Raw genomic sequence first — 14,961 nt, forward strand, 5'->3', positions numbered from 1 at the left:
TTGCATGAAAACAACGGCTGTACCTAAACTTCAAACAAAGGATATTTTAACATTAGAAGAGTTAACGCAAGAAGAAATAATTGCAATTATCGAATTTGCGATGTATGTAAAAAAAGAAAAAACATTACCGTTTTTAAATGGGAAAATTTTAGGATTAATCTTTGATAAACATTCTACTCGTACACGTGTATCATTTGAAGCTGGCATGATTCAGCTTGGTGGGCATGGCATGTTTTTAAGCGGTAAAGAATTACAGCTCGGCAGAGGAGAAAGTATTGCTGATACGGCTAAAGTGTTGTCACAGTATATTGATGGAATTATGATACGAACATTTTCACATGCAGAAGTAGAAGAATTAGCAAAAGAGGCAACAATTCCAATTATTAATGGATTAACAGACGAACATCACCCATGTCAAGCGCTTGCGGATTTAATGACAATTTATGAAGAAGCGAATACATTCCAAGATATCAAACTTGCTTACGTTGGGGATGGAAATAATGTTTGTCATTCATTGCTGCTTGCGAGTGCGAAAGTAGGAATGAATATTACAGTTGCAACACCTCCAGGATATGAAGCGGATGAAGCGATTGTAAAACGTGCGATAGAAATTGCAAAAGGAACAGGTGCGAAAGTTGAAGTTACGTATAATCCAAAAGAAGCTGTTGAAGAAGCGGATTTTATTTATACAGATGTTTGGATGAGTATGGGTCAAGAAGATAGTAAGGAGAAATATGAATTATTTCAGCCGTATCAAGTAAACGAGCAGCTCACTCAGTTTGCAAAATCAACCTATCATTTTTTACATTGTTTGCCAGCTCATCGTGAAGAAGAAGTAACTGCAGAAATTATTGATGGCCCACAATCAATTGTATTTCAGCAAGCCGGCAATCGTTTGCATGTACAAAAGGCATTATTAGTTAGTTTATTACAAGAAAAACAACCTTCTTAAATAAGAGGAGGTTGTTTTTTATTTAAAATGTCTTATCTAGGCTTCGCATTTTCTCTTTTTATACTTTATAATAGTATAAACAATAGAAAAATATAAGAGAGTTGATTCAGATGCGAGTAAATAAGAAAACGTATTCACTTCTTCAGCGTATTTGGCGAGGAATGAAGTTAAATTATTATAAATTATTGCGTGCACCAGAAGGCGCGAAAATTGTATCAAGAGGATTTGCTGTTGGTTTTGGAATAGAAATGCTAGTCATTCATACGGCTTCTCTTATATACCTTGTTTTTTATCCGCTTGTTCGATTGTTGAAAGGTTCGTTTCCGGCGGCTGTCATTGGTAATATTATTGGGAAAGTATCATTTTTACCTGTTCTTTTAATTCCTTTCGCACATGCATTGGGGAAATTTATTTGTCCATTTAAGATAAAAAAAATTCACCATCAGCATTATACAATAGGAGACTTTTTTTCCTGGAATGCACTAACAATGTTAAAAAGCCTGTTACAAAATGAAGTATATGTATTAATAGGTATGACAATTTTAGGGATCGTACTCGGCATAATTGCCTATTTTGTTATGTACTATTTATATGAGAAAAACCGCAAACTGAGATTGACGAAAAGAAAGAAACAAATAAAAAGACCAATTGCACAAATATAATGAATGCACATCAAATTTCCTTTTTGAATATGCTTCTAAAAAGGGGGAAAGTTGATGTTTTTTTCTTATTATGCTCCTAGGTACTATCAGCGTATTGTATATTATCCTGTCCCGTACGTAAGACAGATTCAACCATCACAAGAAAGTAAACCGTATTTAACTACTTGGCCGTATTCCAATGTATATTATGGAAACTATTACGAAACATAAAGCTGCTTCTGTCTAGAAGCAGCTTTATATATTTGCTTTCATAATTAAGTTTTGAATTGTTTGTAGCGAATGGGTCAGTTGTTCCCGGTCGCTTGATGATAACGTTTGTAAATTTTCCTTCAGTTTTTCTAAAAGGAATTGTTTGTATTGATTTACCAATAATTTTCCTTCGGCTGTAAGAGACATTAAAATAACACGCCGATCTTTTTCGCTATAATGGCGCTCTACAAGTTCTTCTTGAATGAGTTTATTTAGCAATGGTGTCATATTCGGTCTTGAAATAGCTAACCGTTTTCCGATTTCTGAAACCGCTAATGTATCTCGTTCATGCAATAACAATAACACCTGTGTATGTGATGGTGGCATATGTCTACGAGAAGAGAACTCTCCAGGAAGCATAAACTTGCGATAAAAAAGAGGCACTAACGAAAGAAGATGATCAACGATACGCTCCCACTCACGTGACTCCATATAACAGGCCCCCTTCTATTCTTATTGTAACAAAAAATTATGATGTATAAAAATAGAATTATTTGCTTGTATCTTGATTCCGTCCAAACAAGCGGTATGTGTGAGCGGTATAAGAGGGAATCCCGTCTGTAAGGGCCCGATTGGTTCAACTAACCATAAGTAGGAAAATCGTCTACTTATGGAAGTTTCACTTTATCCCGCCCAAACAGGCGGTAGTTTAGGGGAATCTAAGACGTAAAACCGCCTGTAAGGGCCCGATTGGTTCAACTAACCATAAGTAGGAAAACCACCTACTTATGGAAGTTTCACTTTATATGACAACACTTGCTGTATAAAGGATTCTGCAATTTTTTCATATCCTTTATCATTCGGATGAACTTGGTCGTATAGTAAGTCTTTTTGATCATTTGGTAATAATTTACGAATCGGTAATACGAGTGAAGGCTGATTTTCTTTTGAAATTGAATATATTGTTTTATTCCAGCTATCTAAGAAAATACTTGCGTAAGAAGCAATGGAATCTTCGAGCTTTAATGGGTTATAGAGCTCAGAGAAAATGAGGAGTGCATTCGGATTAGACATACGAATGGTTTTTACAATGTTTTGTAAATCTCGTTCAAAACGATCTTTTTCTTCATTTAATAATTTCATTCCTTCTATAATACCGACATTTCTGTTTATGTGTAAAACGTTATTCCCACCAATACTAATTGTAATAATGTGAGCATCTTTTATTTTTTGTTTTATTTCTTCTGTTTGTATCATTTGAAGTAAACCATCTGTTGTTAAGCCGTTTACAGCAAGGTTATCGACGATAATATGTTTTTGTAATTGCTCTTCTAATCTATGAGAAGCAATTTGTGTATATCCACCTTGTGTAGAGCCGTAGCCCTTTGCAAGAGAATCGCCTAAGACAAGATGATGAAGTGTTGCACCTGTTTGAGTATCAATCCAGTGCGGAACAGCAGCAGCTGAAGATTCTTTTTGAACATTTGTCTCATGATCCTGATCATAATACAGAAGTGTAATGATAAGAAGGAGGAGACAAAGTGCAGATAAAATGACCTTTTTCATCGTTATACTCTCCTTATAGATGCTTATTGTACCATATTCATTAGGGGGAGTAATGGGATAGGCATTATGCCTTCAAAAAAATTTACATTATTTTTACGGAAGATTTGTAGAAATCTGTCAAATTACATTGACGATATAAATTCCTGTTCGTTATGATAGATGTCAGACAGGTAGATTTATTATGTTCTCAGAAGAAGTAAGACACCTAACTTCTTTCAGAATTTGACGGTGTGAAGGGATACACACTATTATTCTATTTAGTCGCATGGGATTATTTTACAAGGGGGATTTTATGTGAAAAAATCGACAAAAACGTTAGCTGGTGCTGCACTTGCAATGGGAGTGATTGCTCCGCAAGTATGGCCTACACCTGCATATGCAGAGGGGGAGGAAAGTACTGTAAAACTAAGAATATTAGAAACTTCTGATATTCATGTAAACTTAATGAATTATGATTACTATCAAACAAAAACAGATAATAAAGTAGGATTAGTTCAAACAGCGACTCTTGTGAAGCAAGCGAGGGAAGAATCAAAAAACTCTGTTTTATTTGATGATGGAGACGCACTGCAAGGAACACCGCTTGGCGATTATGTAGCAAAAGTAAAAGGGCTAGATGGAAACTATGTGCATCCATTATATCGTTTAATGAACATGATGAAGTATGACGTTATTTCTCTTGGAAACCACGAGTTTAACTATGGTTTAGACTTCTTAAACAAAGCGATTAGCAAAACAGAGTTTCCTGTAATTAACTCTAATGTATATAAAGATGACAAAGATAGTAATGAAGAAAATGACCAAAATTACTTCAAACCGTATCATATATTTGAAAAAGAGGTAGAAGATGAGTCCGGTCAGAAACATAAAGTAAAAATTGGTGTAATGGGCTTTGTTCCACCGCAAATTATGAGCTGGGATAAAGCAAATTTAGAAGGAAAAGTAAAAGCGAAAGATATTGTAGAGACAGCGAAAAAAATGGTTCCAAAAATGAAAGCTGAAGGTGCAGATATTATTGTTGCATTGGCCCACTCTGGTATTGATAAGAGTGGATACAATATTGGAATGGAAAATGCTTCGTTCTATTTAACGAATCTTCCAGGTGTCGATGCGGTATTAACAGGACATTCCCATGCGGTTGTAACTGATACATTTAATGGTGTTCCGGTTGTAATGCCTGGTGTTTTTGGGAGTAACTTAGGAATTATTGATATGGAATTGAAGCAAGTTAATGGAAAATGGGAAGTGCAAAAAGATAAATCTAAACCTTCTGTTCGTCCAATTGCAGATAGTAAAGGAAACGCTTTAGTAGAATCAGATAAATCTTTAGTAGAAGCAGTGAAAGATGATCATGAAGCGACAATTAAATATGTGAATACACCAGTTGGTGAAACAACAGCACCAATCAATAGTTATTTTGCGCTTGTACAAGATGATCCATCTGTTCAAATTGTAACAAATGCACAAAAGTGGTATACAGAGCAGAAGATGAAGGGGACAAAATTTGAAGGTATGCCAATTTTATCGGCGGGTGCACCTTTTAAAGCAGGTGGACGTAACGGATCTACATATTATACAGATATTCCGGCTGGAACGCTTGCAATTAAAAACGTTGCGGACTTATACGTATATCCAAATACATTATATGCAGTGAAGATAAATGGTGCTCAGTTGAAAGATTGGTTAGAGATGTCTGCTGGTCAATTTAACCAAATTGATCCAAGTAAAACAGATGAGCAAAAATTAGTAAATATAAATTATCCAACATATAATTTCGATGTATTAGATGGTGTTAAATATGAAATTGATGTAACGCAGCCAGCTAAGTTTGACAAAGATGGAAAAGTTGTAAATGAAGCTGCCAATCGTATTGTGAACTTAACGTATGATGGAAAACCAGTAACAGACAATCAAGAGTTTGTTGTAGCAACAAATAATTACCGTGGTAGCAGTCAAACATTCCCAGGTGTAAGTAAAGGAGAAGTAATTTTGCAATCTCCTGATGAAACGCGTCAAATTATTGTAGAATATATGAAACAAATGAAAACAATTAACCCAACAGCCGATAAAAACTGGACGTTTAAAACAGTTACCGGTGAGAAATTGAATGTCACATTTGATTCTTCTCCGAACGCCCAAAAATATATAGAAAAAGACGGGAATATTTCTTATGTTGGTCCATCAGAAAATGAATTTGCAAAATACGCAATTGATTTAACGAAAAAGAATGAATCAACTGGTGGAGATAACGAGAATGATAAACCAACAACGCCGCCAGATCATAATAACGGTGGAGATCAGCCGAAAACACCAGAAGATAATAAGAATGGCGAAGAGAAATCAACAACAGTAGATTCAGTCCAAGATCAAGACAAAACAGATCATAGCTTGCCAAATACAGGAACGAATGTGTTTACGACATTAGCAGCAGGACTAGCATGTATTGGTGCAGGTGCGCTAGCACTATTTAGAAGAAAGAAATTAAATAAATAATAAAGAACAGTCCACTGCTAAGCAGCGGACTGTTCTTTATTCCATGAAAGGCTAATGCCTGTGAATCCAACAAGTAAAGTGATGATTGGACAAAGTAAACAGAAAACGGTGTATGGAAGGTAGCTCATTGTTGGTACTTTTAGGACACTTGCGAGAAATACACCACTACCCACAGTACGAGCGAATTAATAACTGTACCGGCATCTTCTAATACACGTGATAGATTGCGACGTTTTAATCCCAGCTCATCGTATTTTTCTGCAAATGCTTGACCGGGTAAGATAATTGATAAGTATTGTTCACCGAGTAAAAAGTTAATTTTTATTATAAATAAGAGAAGAATGTCGATAGTTATTTTTAAATGTATACGATAGGAATAATATAAAGAAAATTAACACAAATTATAATGATTGTTCGTTATAATGAACATGAGGGAAGGAGAAAATATGAAGATGAAAATAATAATTGTTTCTATGGTGTTCATAGTCGTCGGCGGTTCTGGAATTTATAAAGCGGTTGCGGTATCTCCTAATTTAATAAAGACAAGTGCTGAAAGACCGAAAGAAACGATACAACAAAGTAAAAAAGAAAAGAGCATAAGTGAAGAAGAGAAAATGCATAAAACAGCTAATAAATTAGGAGTTTCTACAGAAGGGAAAACAAAAGAACAGATTTGAAAAGAAATAGATGCAGTGCGTTCTAAAAAGCGCCAAGAGCTTCTTTGAGAGTATGCAAAAGAGCTAGGAATTGAAATAGAAGGCAAAATAGATGAACAATTAATTCAGGAGATTGGTAAAATCCAGCACAGTAAATAGGGAGGCTTATCATTTGATAAGCTGTTCTTTTTTGAGAATATTATTGTTTGAAAAAGAATTGACAGTGTTTCACCTCTAATGTTAACTTTAAATTAAAATAAGTTAACATTAGAGGTGACAATCATGACTGTAAGGAGTATTGATCAAACTTTTACATATGAGGAACTAGCTCAAAAAAATAAGGCCTATGTGTGGCATCCATTTACCCAAATGAAAGATTACTTGGAGGATGATCCCGTCATTATTGAACGAGGAGAAGGAAGAAAATTATACGATGTGAATGGAAAAGGCTACTGGGATGGTGTGTCTTCCATTTGGCTCAATGTTCACGGCCATCATGTACAAGAGCTAGATGACGCTATTCGTGAGCAATTAAATAAAATAGCACACTCTACATTGCTAGGTATTGCGAATGTACCAAGTATTTTGTTAGCCGAAAAAATTATTGAAATTGTACCAAATGGACTGAAGAAAGTTTTTTATTCTGATTCTGGTGCCACATCGGTTGAGATTGCAATTAAAATGGCATTTCAATATTGGCAGCATAAAGGAAAACCTGAAAAGAAAAAGTTTATTACGATGAAAGAAGCGTATCATGGTGACACAATTGGAGCGGTATCTGTTGGAGCTATTGATATGTTTCACCAAGTGTATAGTACACTTCTATTTGATACGTTAAAAGTACCATATCCGTATACATATCGTTCTCCTTATGGGGAAAATCATCAAGTTATTGTGAAAAAACATTTAGAAGAAATGGAAAAGTTGTTGCGACAAAATCACGAGGAAGTAGCAGCTGTTATTGTAGAACCTCTTGTACAAGGAGCGAGCGGCATTATTACCATGCCAGAGGGCTATTTAAAAGGATTGCGAGAACTTTGTACAGCTTACAATGTTCTTCTTATTACAGATGAAGTAGCCACTGGATTTGGAAGAACGGGTAAAATGTTTGCATGTGAACATGAGGGCGTTACACCGGATATTTTAACGGCTGGAAAAGGTTTAACAGGAGGATATTTACCGGTTGCAATTACAGTAACAACAGATGAAATTTATAATGCATTTTTAGGTGACTATGAGGAGCAAAAAACGTTTTTCCATGGTCATAGTTATACAGGGAATCCACTAGGTTGTGCAGTAGCACTTGCGAATTTGAAATTATTTGAAACTACAAATCTTATAGAGGCTGTTGCTCATAAAGCAGAATACATCGCAAAACGGTTAGAAGTTTTTCATGAATGTAAACATGTGGGAGATATTCGTCAGCGTGGTTTTATGGTTGGCCTTGAGCTCGTACAAAACAAAGAAACGAAAGAAGGATATTCTTGGCAGGAGCGAATGGGTGTGAAGGTTTGTAGAAGAGCACGTGATTTAGGTATGATTCTTCGTCCGTTAGGAAATGTTGTTGTATTTATGCCGCCGCTCGCTTCTACAATAGAAGAACTTGATGATATGATTATGATTTTACATCAAGCAATTCAGGAGGTAACGGAGGGTGAATGATGAGTGGTTTCTTTGTAACAGCAACTGATACTGAAGTTGGTAAAACGGTTGTAACAGGTGCATTAGCAGGTGTGCTTCGTCAACGTGGATATAATATCGGTGTCTATAAACCATTGCAAAGCGGTCACCTTTCTTCCCATCCAGAAGGTGATGCTGCTCGGTTGAAAGCAGCTGCCGGTGTAACAATATCATGCGAAGAGATTTGTCCTTACTCAGTTGAGGAACCGCTTGCGCCTCGTCTAGCAATGAAGCGGGCAGGGCGACAAGTATTATTATCAGATATTACAAGTCATTACGAAGAATTATCAAAACAATTTGACTCTTTATTTGTAGAAGGTGCTGGCGGACTTGTAGTTCCTTACACAGACGATGCCCTTGTTGTAGATTTTGCGAAACAACTGCAACTACCATTGCTTATTGTGGCAAGGCCAACACTTGGTACAGTGAATCATACTGTCTTAACTATTTCTTATGCAAAAGCACACGGTCTATTAGTCGCAGGTGTTATTTTTTCCGGATGCCAACAAAATGAAAAAGAGAGAGTGCTAGAAAATAAAAAAATGATTGAAGAGTTAAGTGACGTACCGGTTATTGGATTATTACCAGCGCTTCGTGAGGGCTTTACGCGAAAAGAATTATTACAAGCAGCAGAAGAGAGCATTGCTATCTCAAGGTTAGAGGAGTTTTTACGCCATGAATCCAGTGTGGGAAGCACATTTTCAGTCTAAATTAACGAGTCTTACAGAAACATCACAACACCGAACATTATTCGTGACGGAACACGCAGAAAAAACGTGGCTCGTTCGAAATGGAAAGAGGATGCTAAATTTAGCCTCAAATAATTACTTAGGATTAGCTGGAGATGAACAGTTAAAAGAAGCGGCAGTGGAAGCAACAAAAAGATATGGGACCGGAGCAACGGCGTCCCGTCTTGTTGTAGGTAACTATCCGTTATATGAAGAAATTGAACAACGAATATGTGCATGGAAAGAAACTGAAAAAGCACTAATTGTGAATAGCGGCTACACGGCAAATGTTGGAGCAATTTCTTCACTTGTAGGTAGGCATGATATTGTGTTTAGCGATAAGCTCAATCATGCAAGTATTGTAGATGGCATTGTATTAAGCGGTGCAGAGCATAAGCGCTATCGTCATAATGATTTGGAACATTTAGAGAGATTGCTGAAATCTGCTCCAGCAGAAAAACGAAAGCTTATCGTTACAGATACTATTTTTAGCATGGATGGGGATATGGCTCATCTAGAGAATCTAGTAATACTGAAAGAAAAGTACGGAGCGCTTCTTATGGTTGATGAGGCGCATGCTGGCGGAGTATACGGCAAGAATGGAGCAGGCCTTGCTCATAACCATCCAGAGTTAGCAAAGCGAATAGATATTCATATGGGTACATTTAGTAAGGCGCTGGGCTGTTATGGTGCTTATATTACCGGAAGTGCTGTTTGTATCGATTATATGATTAATACTATGCGTGGTTTTATTTTTACAACTGCTTTACCTCCAGGAACGCTTGGAGCAATCGGAAAAGCAATTGAGATTGTAAGCAAAGATGGAACATATCGTCAAAGGTTAATAGAAAATGGCGGATATTTTCGCACTGCGTTGCAAGAGGCCGGTTTTCATATCGGAGACAGCACTACGCATATTGTTCCTGTTATCGTGAGTTCTAATGAAGCAGTGCTTCGTTTCAGTATGAAATTACAAGAAGCAGGGATAGCGGCAATTGCCATTCGACCACCTACTGTTCCGCAGTATAGTTCACGCATTCGGTTTGCTGTGACGGCGCAGCATACGAATGATGATCTACAATGGGCAGCACAGCGGATTGTACAAATTGGAAAGGAAGAAGGAGTGATTTGATGAAGCAACTTAGTCTTGTGCTCATTTCTGGATGGGGCATGGAAGAGCAAGTTTGGGAATCATTCTTTCCGTATTTACATGAATTTCCAGTACATATTGTTCATTGGCGGAACGCTGAAGACCAAAAGGATTTCAGGCAACGAATTATAGAGATAGCTAAAGATAAAGAAGTGATTTTAGTTGGTTGGTCACTTGGGGCGTTGGCAGCTCTTCAAGTGTATGATTCATTGCAAACGAAAGGGATTGTTTTGTTAGGAGGAACAGCGAAATTTACAATAGACTCCGATTATGTACATGGATGGAAAGGGTCTTTTGTTGAAAGAATGAAGCGAAGCCTTCTCAATCAAAAAGATGCTACCTTGAAACGATTTTATGTAAGCATGTTTTCAAAGACGGAGCAGGAAATTGGAGAGCAAATTGCATTTTTAAAAGTAGCTGAGCAGTTTCAAGGTGATTCAATTTATTCTTTGCAATGTGGACTTGATTACTTAATAGAAACAGATGCTAGAGAACAGCTGGAGCAAATAGATATTCCGTTATTACTTCTTCACGGAGAGGCTGATGCCATTTGTCCTCTGTCTGCAGCACAATATATAAATGAAAAAACAAATGCATTGCTAACGATTATAGAAGAAGCTGGACATGCACTTTGTTTTACACATGCAGAACGATGTGCTAAAGAAATTCTACAGTTTGTAAGGGGGATACAACAAAATGATCAACAAAACGTTATTACAAAAACGATTTAATCAAGCTGCTGTATCCTATGATCAATATGCAAATGTACAAAAAAAGATGGCAGACCAGCTGCTTGCTTATATGAAAGAACATTACGATGCAGCGGCGCAAATTCATATTTTAGAGCTTGGATGCGGCACAGGTTATGTAACAGAGAAACTAGCGACATTTTTTCCGAATGCGACGATTACAGCTGTTGATTTTGCAGAAAGCATGATTGCGAAAGCAAAAATGCATTGCAATATGGAGTCTGTTACATTTCGATGTGAAGACATTGAACATATTAAACTTTATGAAAAATATGATGTGATGATATCTAATGCAACGTTTCAATGGTTAAATGAATTATCAGCTGTATTAGCGAATTTATATAAAAATTTATGTGAAGATGGTGTGCTGCTGTTTTCAACATTTGGATATAAAACGTTTCATGAGCTGCATACGTCATTTCAACGTGCAAAAATAGCATGTGCAATAGAGGATGGAACAGCTGTTGGTCAAACCTTTTTAACAGGACAGCAGTTGCAAGGATTATGTAAAAGAATAACAGGGGATATACATGTTGCTGAAACATGTTACATAGAAACTTTCGCTACAGTTCGTGAGTTTTTACAATCCATTCGTAAAGTTGGGGCTACGAACAGTAACGAAGGATCTTATTGCCAAAGTCCTTCCATTTTTCGTAGTATGCTTCGCATATATGAACAAGATTTTATGGAAGATGGAAGAATTGCAGCAACATATCATGCTTTATTTTCTTATATGAAAAAAGAGGGGAAGAGAACAAATGAAACATGTACAAACGAAAACAAATTGGAAGCAAATCGCATCTGAGGTAGTGCAAGGACGAGCTGTAACGAAAGAAGAAGCACTAAATATATTGCAAGCAAATGATGAAGAAATTTTAGAAATTATGAATGCTGCGTACGTGATTCGTCACCATTATTTTGGAAAAAAAGTAAAACTAAATATGATTATTAATACGAAGTCTGGTTTATGTCCAGAAGATTGTGGATATTGTTCCCAATCAATCGTATCAGAGGCTCCAATTGATAAGTATGCTTGGTTAACGCAAGAGAAGATTGTAGAAGGTGCACATGAAGCGGTTCGCCGTAAGGCAGGTACATATTGTATTGTTGCTTCCGGTCGCCGTCCAACTAATAAAGAAGTAGAACATGTCATTGGAGCAGTAAAAGAAATCCGTGATACAACTGATTTGAAGATTTGCTGTTGTTTAGGCTTTTTAAATGAAGATCAAGCAGAGCGTCTTGCAGAAGCCGGTGTGCATCGTTACAATCACAATTTAAATACGCATGTAGATAATTATGAGAGTATTTGCTCAACTCATACGTACGACGATCGTGTTGATACAGTTGAAAAAGCGAAGCATGCGGGTATATCACCATGTTCGGGTGCTATTTTCGGAATGGGGGAAACAAAGGAGCAACGTGTAGAAATTGCCTTTGAATTAAAACGCTTAGATGCGGATTCTATCCCATGTAATTTCCTTGTTGCTGTAAATGGAACGCCGTTAGAAGGACAAAAAGAATTAACACCAATAGAGTGCTTGAAAGTATTAGCAATGATGCGCTTTGTGAATCCGTCAAAAGAAATTCGAATTTCTGGTGGACGTGAAATTAACTTACGCTCTGTTCAACCGCTTGGTTTATTTGCTGCAAATTCAATCTTTGTTGGTGATTATTTAACGACAGCTGGTCAAGAACCAACAGCAGATTGGGGAATGATTGAAGATTTAGGATTTGAGATTGAGGAATGTGCGTTGTAATAAAGTTACAGATTGTAGTTGTAAAAAATCAATAAAGATTAAGGAAGAAAGCTCTTGATATAGGAGCTTTCTTTTTTGTAAATAAAATGTAATAAAACGTATATAACCCTCATGGTCATTCAATTTGTAAGAAGATAACCATAATACGTGACCGAATTTCCCACTCCGCAATTGTACATAGTAAGAGAGATATTAGCAATGGTTTGGAGGGATTTGCATGCATAAATATGTATTAGCAGTTATGAGCTTTCTTATTTTGTTAAAAGCAATTAGTGCAGACCCAGTGAAAGCAATTGAAAATCCTGAACAGAAAGGTATGCAAGCGAGAATTGAGCAGCATTTTCAGTATCAAGCTGAGCATTTTGGAATTGAAGCAGAGGGAAATGATTTAAAAGAAGTGGGTAGAGAGCTTCATATTGTGCAAGAGGAACAGAGAAAATAAAAAATAAGAAAACAAAAAGAGGCCGAAGCCTCTTTTTGTTGTTTGCTCGAAACCTAACTAGCCATAAGAGCCCGAGTGGTTCAACTAACCTTTTGTGAGGAAAAGCACCTCCCAAGAGGAAGTTTCACTTTATCCCGCTCAAACGGCTGGTAAGAAGTAAGAGCAGGAAGAAAACCTAACCAGCCATAAGAGCCCGAGTGGTTCAACTAACCTCTTGTGAGGAAAAGCCCCTCACAAAAGGAAGTTTCACTTTATGCCCACTGGCGGGATAGGTTTGCCATTTCAATAGCTGCAACAGCAGATTCCCAGCCTTTATTTCCAGCTTTTGTACCAGCACGTTCAATTGCTTGTTCAATTGTTTCTGTTGTTAATACGCCGAAGATAACTGGGATTTCTGTTTGTAACGAGAGAGAAGCGACACCTTTTGCAACTTCATTACAAACATAATCATAATGCGTTGTTGCACCGCGAATCACTGTTCCAAGTGTAATAACTGCATCGTATTTTCCGCTGTTTGCCATTTTTTTTGCGATTAATGGAATTTCAAATGCACCAGGAACCCAAGCGACATCAATATTGTTTTCTTCTACTCCATGACGCTTTAAACCGTCTAATGCACCGCCTAATAGTTTGCTTGTAATAAATTCGTTAAAACGACCAACGACAATACCTACTTTTAATCCTGTACCAACTAAATGACCTTCGAATACCATAATATATCTCTCCCTTAATCTATTATAAATTTAATAAGTGACCTAATTTTGTTGATTTCGTTTGTAAATATGCCTTATTTTCTTCTTTTGTTGGCATTTGCAACGGTACGCGCTCGACAATTTCTAGATCATAACCTTGTAAACCCGCGATTTTACGAGGATTATTTGTTAAAAGACGAAGTTGCTGTAATCCTAAATCTTTTAAAATTTGTGCACCTATACCATAATCGCGAAGATCAGCTGCAAAGCCAAGTTTTTCATTTGCTTCTACAGTATCGTAACCTTCTTCTTGCAGCTTATATGCGCGTAATTTATTAAGCAGTCCAATGCCGCGTCCTTCTTGACGCATGTATAGAAGAACCCCTTTTCCTTCTTGTTCAATTTGAGCAAGGGCTGCATGAAGCTGCGGACCACAGTCGCAGCGGCAAGATCCAAATACATCGCCAGTTAAACATTCGGAATGGACGCGTACAAGAGTTGGTTCACCTGTGGAGACATCTCCTTTTATAAGAGCGATATGTTCTTTATCGTCAAGAGAATTGGAGTAGCCAATTGCTTGGAATGTACCAAATTCCGTTGGTAAAGTAATTTCCACTTCACGCTGTACTAACGTTTCATGATGACGGCGATATGCAATTAAGTCTTCGATTGTAATCATTTTGAGATTAAATTGCTTTGCGATCTCTAATAAATTAGGAACGCGTGCCATCGTACCATCTTCATTTATAATTTCACAAATGACACCTGCTGGTTCTACGCCGCATAATGTTGCTAAATCTACAGCAGCCTCTGTATGCCCAGCGCGGCGGAGGACACCACCTGCTTTTGCGATTAATGGAAAAATATGTCCAGGACGCTTAAAATCACTTGCTTTCGCCTTTGGGTTTAGTAGCTCACGTACAGTTGTTGCACGTTCATGAGCACTAATACCAGTTGTTGTTGAAATGTGATCGATGCTAACTGTAAAGGCAGTGCCGTGAGAATCTGTATTATTTGAAACCATTGGCTTTAGTTCCAAACGATCGGCATATTCTTCTGTAATCGGAACACATACAAGACCGCGCCCGTGTGTAATCATGAAATTGATTGTTTCCGGTGTAATGTACTCACCTAAGGCAATAAAATCCCCTTCGTTTTCTCTATGTTCATCATCACATACGATAACAACTTTTCCTTGCTTTAAATCTTCTAGTGCTTCTTCAATACGATGAAACATTTCATTTC

At 37.1% G+C, this 14,961-nt stretch carries 14 protein-coding genes and 3 pseudogenes; 12 read left to right on the forward strand and 5 right to left on the reverse strand.

Translation table 11 applies throughout. The annotated features are described in order from the left end of the window. The first annotated feature begins 4 nt into the window (after positions 1-4). The 3 genes from argF (at position 5) to AB1279_RS07005 (ending at position 1,824) form a co-directional block, all read left to right on the forward strand. Positions 5-952 carry an ornithine carbamoyltransferase gene (gene argF / locus AB1279_RS06995; RefSeq protein ID WP_429758256.1) on the forward strand — a complete coding sequence of 316 codons (948 nt, stop codon included), beginning with the start codon at positions 5-7 and terminating at the stop codon, positions 950-952. A 110-nt stretch (positions 953-1,062) separates the two neighbouring features. Beyond that, positions 1,063-1,614 carry a DUF2062 domain-containing protein gene (locus tag AB1279_RS07000; RefSeq protein WP_429753961.1) on the forward strand — a complete coding sequence of 184 codons (552 nt, stop codon included), beginning with the start codon at positions 1,063-1,065 and terminating at the stop codon, positions 1,612-1,614. A gap of 54 nt (positions 1,615-1,668) precedes the next feature. Continuing rightward, complete coding sequence (locus tag AB1279_RS07005) at positions 1,669-1,824, forward strand: hypothetical protein (RefSeq protein WP_336481547.1); 156 nt, start codon at positions 1,669-1,671, stop codon at positions 1,822-1,824. A 24-nt stretch (positions 1,825-1,848) separates the two neighbouring features. Here AB1279_RS07005 and AB1279_RS07010 read toward each other — a convergent pair whose 3' ends face one another. Together AB1279_RS07010 and AB1279_RS07015 are read right to left on the reverse strand one after the other, a co-directional pair. Next, positions 1,849-2,295 (reverse strand): MarR family winged helix-turn-helix transcriptional regulator, encoded by a 447-nt coding sequence (locus tag AB1279_RS07010; RefSeq protein WP_336481546.1) that lies wholly within the window; start codon positions 2,293-2,295, stop codon positions 1,849-1,851. 294 nt (positions 2,296-2,589) lie between these two features. Further along, positions 2,590-3,369, reverse strand: coding sequence for a GDSL-type esterase/lipase family protein (locus tag AB1279_RS07015; protein ID WP_429758257.1), 780 nt, complete (start codon positions 3,367-3,369; stop codon positions 2,590-2,592). Between the two features lie 294 nt (positions 3,370-3,663). On the opposite strand from AB1279_RS07015, the gene AB1279_RS07020 reads away from it, so the two are divergent. Next, entirely contained in the window at positions 3,664-5,862 is a 2,199-nt protein-coding gene (locus tag AB1279_RS07020) for a bifunctional 2',3'-cyclic-nucleotide 2'-phosphodiesterase/3'-nucleotidase (RefSeq protein WP_429758258.1), read from the forward strand. 17 nt (positions 5,863-5,879) lie between these two features. On the opposite strand, the pseudogene AB1279_RS07025 reads toward AB1279_RS07020, so the two are convergent. Next, a pseudogene (locus AB1279_RS07025) lies at positions 5,880-6,187 on the reverse strand (Na+/H+ antiporter NhaC family protein); the annotation flags it as partial. Positions 6,188-6,308: 121 nt separating this feature from the next. Between AB1279_RS07025 and AB1279_RS07030 the strand changes: the two are divergent. From AB1279_RS07030 to AB1279_RS07065, 8 genes and pseudogenes are all read left to right on the forward strand, one after another. Then, positions 6,309-6,677 (forward strand): annotated as a pseudogene (locus tag AB1279_RS07030) (hypothetical protein). Positions 6,678-6,800: 123 nt separating this feature from the next. Next, positions 6,801-8,180, forward strand: a complete 1,380-nt coding sequence (gene bioA / locus AB1279_RS07035) for an adenosylmethionine--8-amino-7-oxononanoate transaminase (protein WP_429758259.1) — start codon at positions 6,801-6,803, stop codon at positions 8,178-8,180. After that, positions 8,180-8,908 carry a dethiobiotin synthase gene (gene bioD, locus AB1279_RS07040; protein ID WP_429761315.1) on the forward strand — a complete coding sequence of 243 codons (729 nt, stop codon included), beginning with the start codon at positions 8,180-8,182 and terminating at the stop codon, positions 8,906-8,908. The genes bioA and bioD overlap by 1 nt, the downstream gene beginning before the upstream one ends. Next, the gene (gene bioF, locus AB1279_RS07045) at positions 8,874-10,058 is read left to right on the forward strand and encodes an 8-amino-7-oxononanoate synthase (RefSeq protein ID WP_429758260.1); all 1,185 of its coding nucleotides are present in this window, start codon (positions 8,874-8,876) and stop codon (positions 10,056-10,058) included. Before bioD ends, bioF begins: the two co-directional genes overlap by 35 nt. Then, positions 10,058-10,807 (forward strand): alpha/beta fold hydrolase, encoded by a 750-nt coding sequence (locus AB1279_RS07050; RefSeq protein ID WP_429758261.1) that lies wholly within the window; start codon positions 10,058-10,060, stop codon positions 10,805-10,807. Before bioF ends, AB1279_RS07050 begins: the two co-directional genes overlap by 1 nt. Next, positions 10,773-11,630, forward strand: coding sequence for a malonyl-ACP O-methyltransferase BioC (gene bioC / locus AB1279_RS07055; RefSeq protein WP_429758262.1), 858 nt, complete (start codon positions 10,773-10,775; stop codon positions 11,628-11,630). The genes AB1279_RS07050 and bioC overlap by 35 nt, the downstream gene beginning before the upstream one ends. Further along, positions 11,584-12,582 carry a biotin synthase BioB gene (gene bioB / locus AB1279_RS07060; RefSeq protein WP_429753971.1) on the forward strand — a complete coding sequence of 333 codons (999 nt, stop codon included), beginning with the start codon at positions 11,584-11,586 and terminating at the stop codon, positions 12,580-12,582. Before bioC ends, bioB begins: the two co-directional genes overlap by 47 nt. Positions 12,583-12,799: 217 nt before the next feature. Then, positions 12,800-13,021, forward strand: a pseudogene (locus tag AB1279_RS07065) (hypothetical protein); the annotation flags it as partial. 254 nt (positions 13,022-13,275) lie between these two features. On the opposite strand, the gene ribH reads toward AB1279_RS07065, so the two are convergent. Both ribH and AB1279_RS07075 read right to left on the reverse strand, forming a co-directional pair. Beyond that, entirely contained in the window at positions 13,276-13,737 is a 462-nt protein-coding gene (ribH, locus tag AB1279_RS07070; RefSeq protein ID WP_020059455.1) for a 6,7-dimethyl-8-ribityllumazine synthase, read from the reverse strand. Between the two features lie 22 nt (positions 13,738-13,759). Beyond that, the gene (locus AB1279_RS07075; RefSeq protein ID WP_429758263.1) at positions 13,760-14,953 is read right to left on the reverse strand and encodes a bifunctional 3,4-dihydroxy-2-butanone-4-phosphate synthase/GTP cyclohydrolase II; all 1,194 of its coding nucleotides are present in this window, start codon (positions 14,951-14,953) and stop codon (positions 13,760-13,762) included. Positions 14,954-14,961: the final 8 nt, after the last annotated feature.

Origin of the sequence: Bacillus sp. S14(2024) (assembly GCF_050473785.1) — a bacterium.
Lineage (GTDB): Bacteria > Bacillota > Bacilli > Bacillales > Bacillaceae_G > Bacillus_A > Bacillus_A yunxiaonensis.

Excerpts from the sequence above, each read along its gene's own strand:
- AB1279_RS07000 (WP_429753961.1), top strand. The coding sequence starts at position 1,063 with ATGCGAGTAAATAAGAAAACGTATTCACTTCTTCAGCGTATTTGGCGA.
- AB1279_RS07015 (WP_429758257.1), bottom strand. The coding sequence starts at position 3,369 with ATGAAAAAGGTCATTTTATCTGCACTTTGTCTCCTCCTTCTTATCATT.
- ribH (WP_020059455.1), bottom strand. The coding sequence starts at position 13,737 with ATGGTATTCGAAGGTCATTTAGTTGGTACAGGATTAAAAGTAGGTATT.
- bioC (WP_429758262.1), top strand. The coding sequence starts at position 10,773 with ATGATCAACAAAACGTTATTACAAAAACGATTTAATCAAGCTGCTGTA.
- AB1279_RS07075 (WP_429758263.1), bottom strand. The coding sequence starts at position 14,953 with ATGTTTCATCGTATTGAAGAAGCACTAGAAGATTTAAAGCAAGGAAAA.
- bioD (WP_429761315.1), top strand. The coding sequence starts at position 8,180 with ATGAGTGGTTTCTTTGTAACAGCAACTGATACTGAAGTTGGTAAAACG.
- AB1279_RS07005 (WP_336481547.1), top strand. The coding sequence starts at position 1,669 with ATGTTTTTTTCTTATTATGCTCCTAGGTACTATCAGCGTATTGTATAT.
- AB1279_RS07010 (WP_336481546.1), bottom strand. The coding sequence starts at position 2,295 with ATGGAGTCACGTGAGTGGGAGCGTATCGTTGATCATCTTCTTTCGTTA.
- bioF (WP_429758260.1), top strand. The coding sequence starts at position 8,874 with ATGAATCCAGTGTGGGAAGCACATTTTCAGTCTAAATTAACGAGTCTT.
- argF (WP_429758256.1), top strand. The coding sequence starts at position 5 with ATGAAAACAACGGCTGTACCTAAACTTCAAACAAAGGATATTTTAACA.
- AB1279_RS07050 (WP_429758261.1), top strand. The coding sequence starts at position 10,058 with ATGAAGCAACTTAGTCTTGTGCTCATTTCTGGATGGGGCATGGAAGAG.
- bioA (WP_429758259.1), top strand. The coding sequence starts at position 6,801 with ATGACTGTAAGGAGTATTGATCAAACTTTTACATATGAGGAACTAGCT.
- bioB (WP_429753971.1), top strand. The coding sequence starts at position 11,584 with ATGAAACATGTACAAACGAAAACAAATTGGAAGCAAATCGCATCTGAG.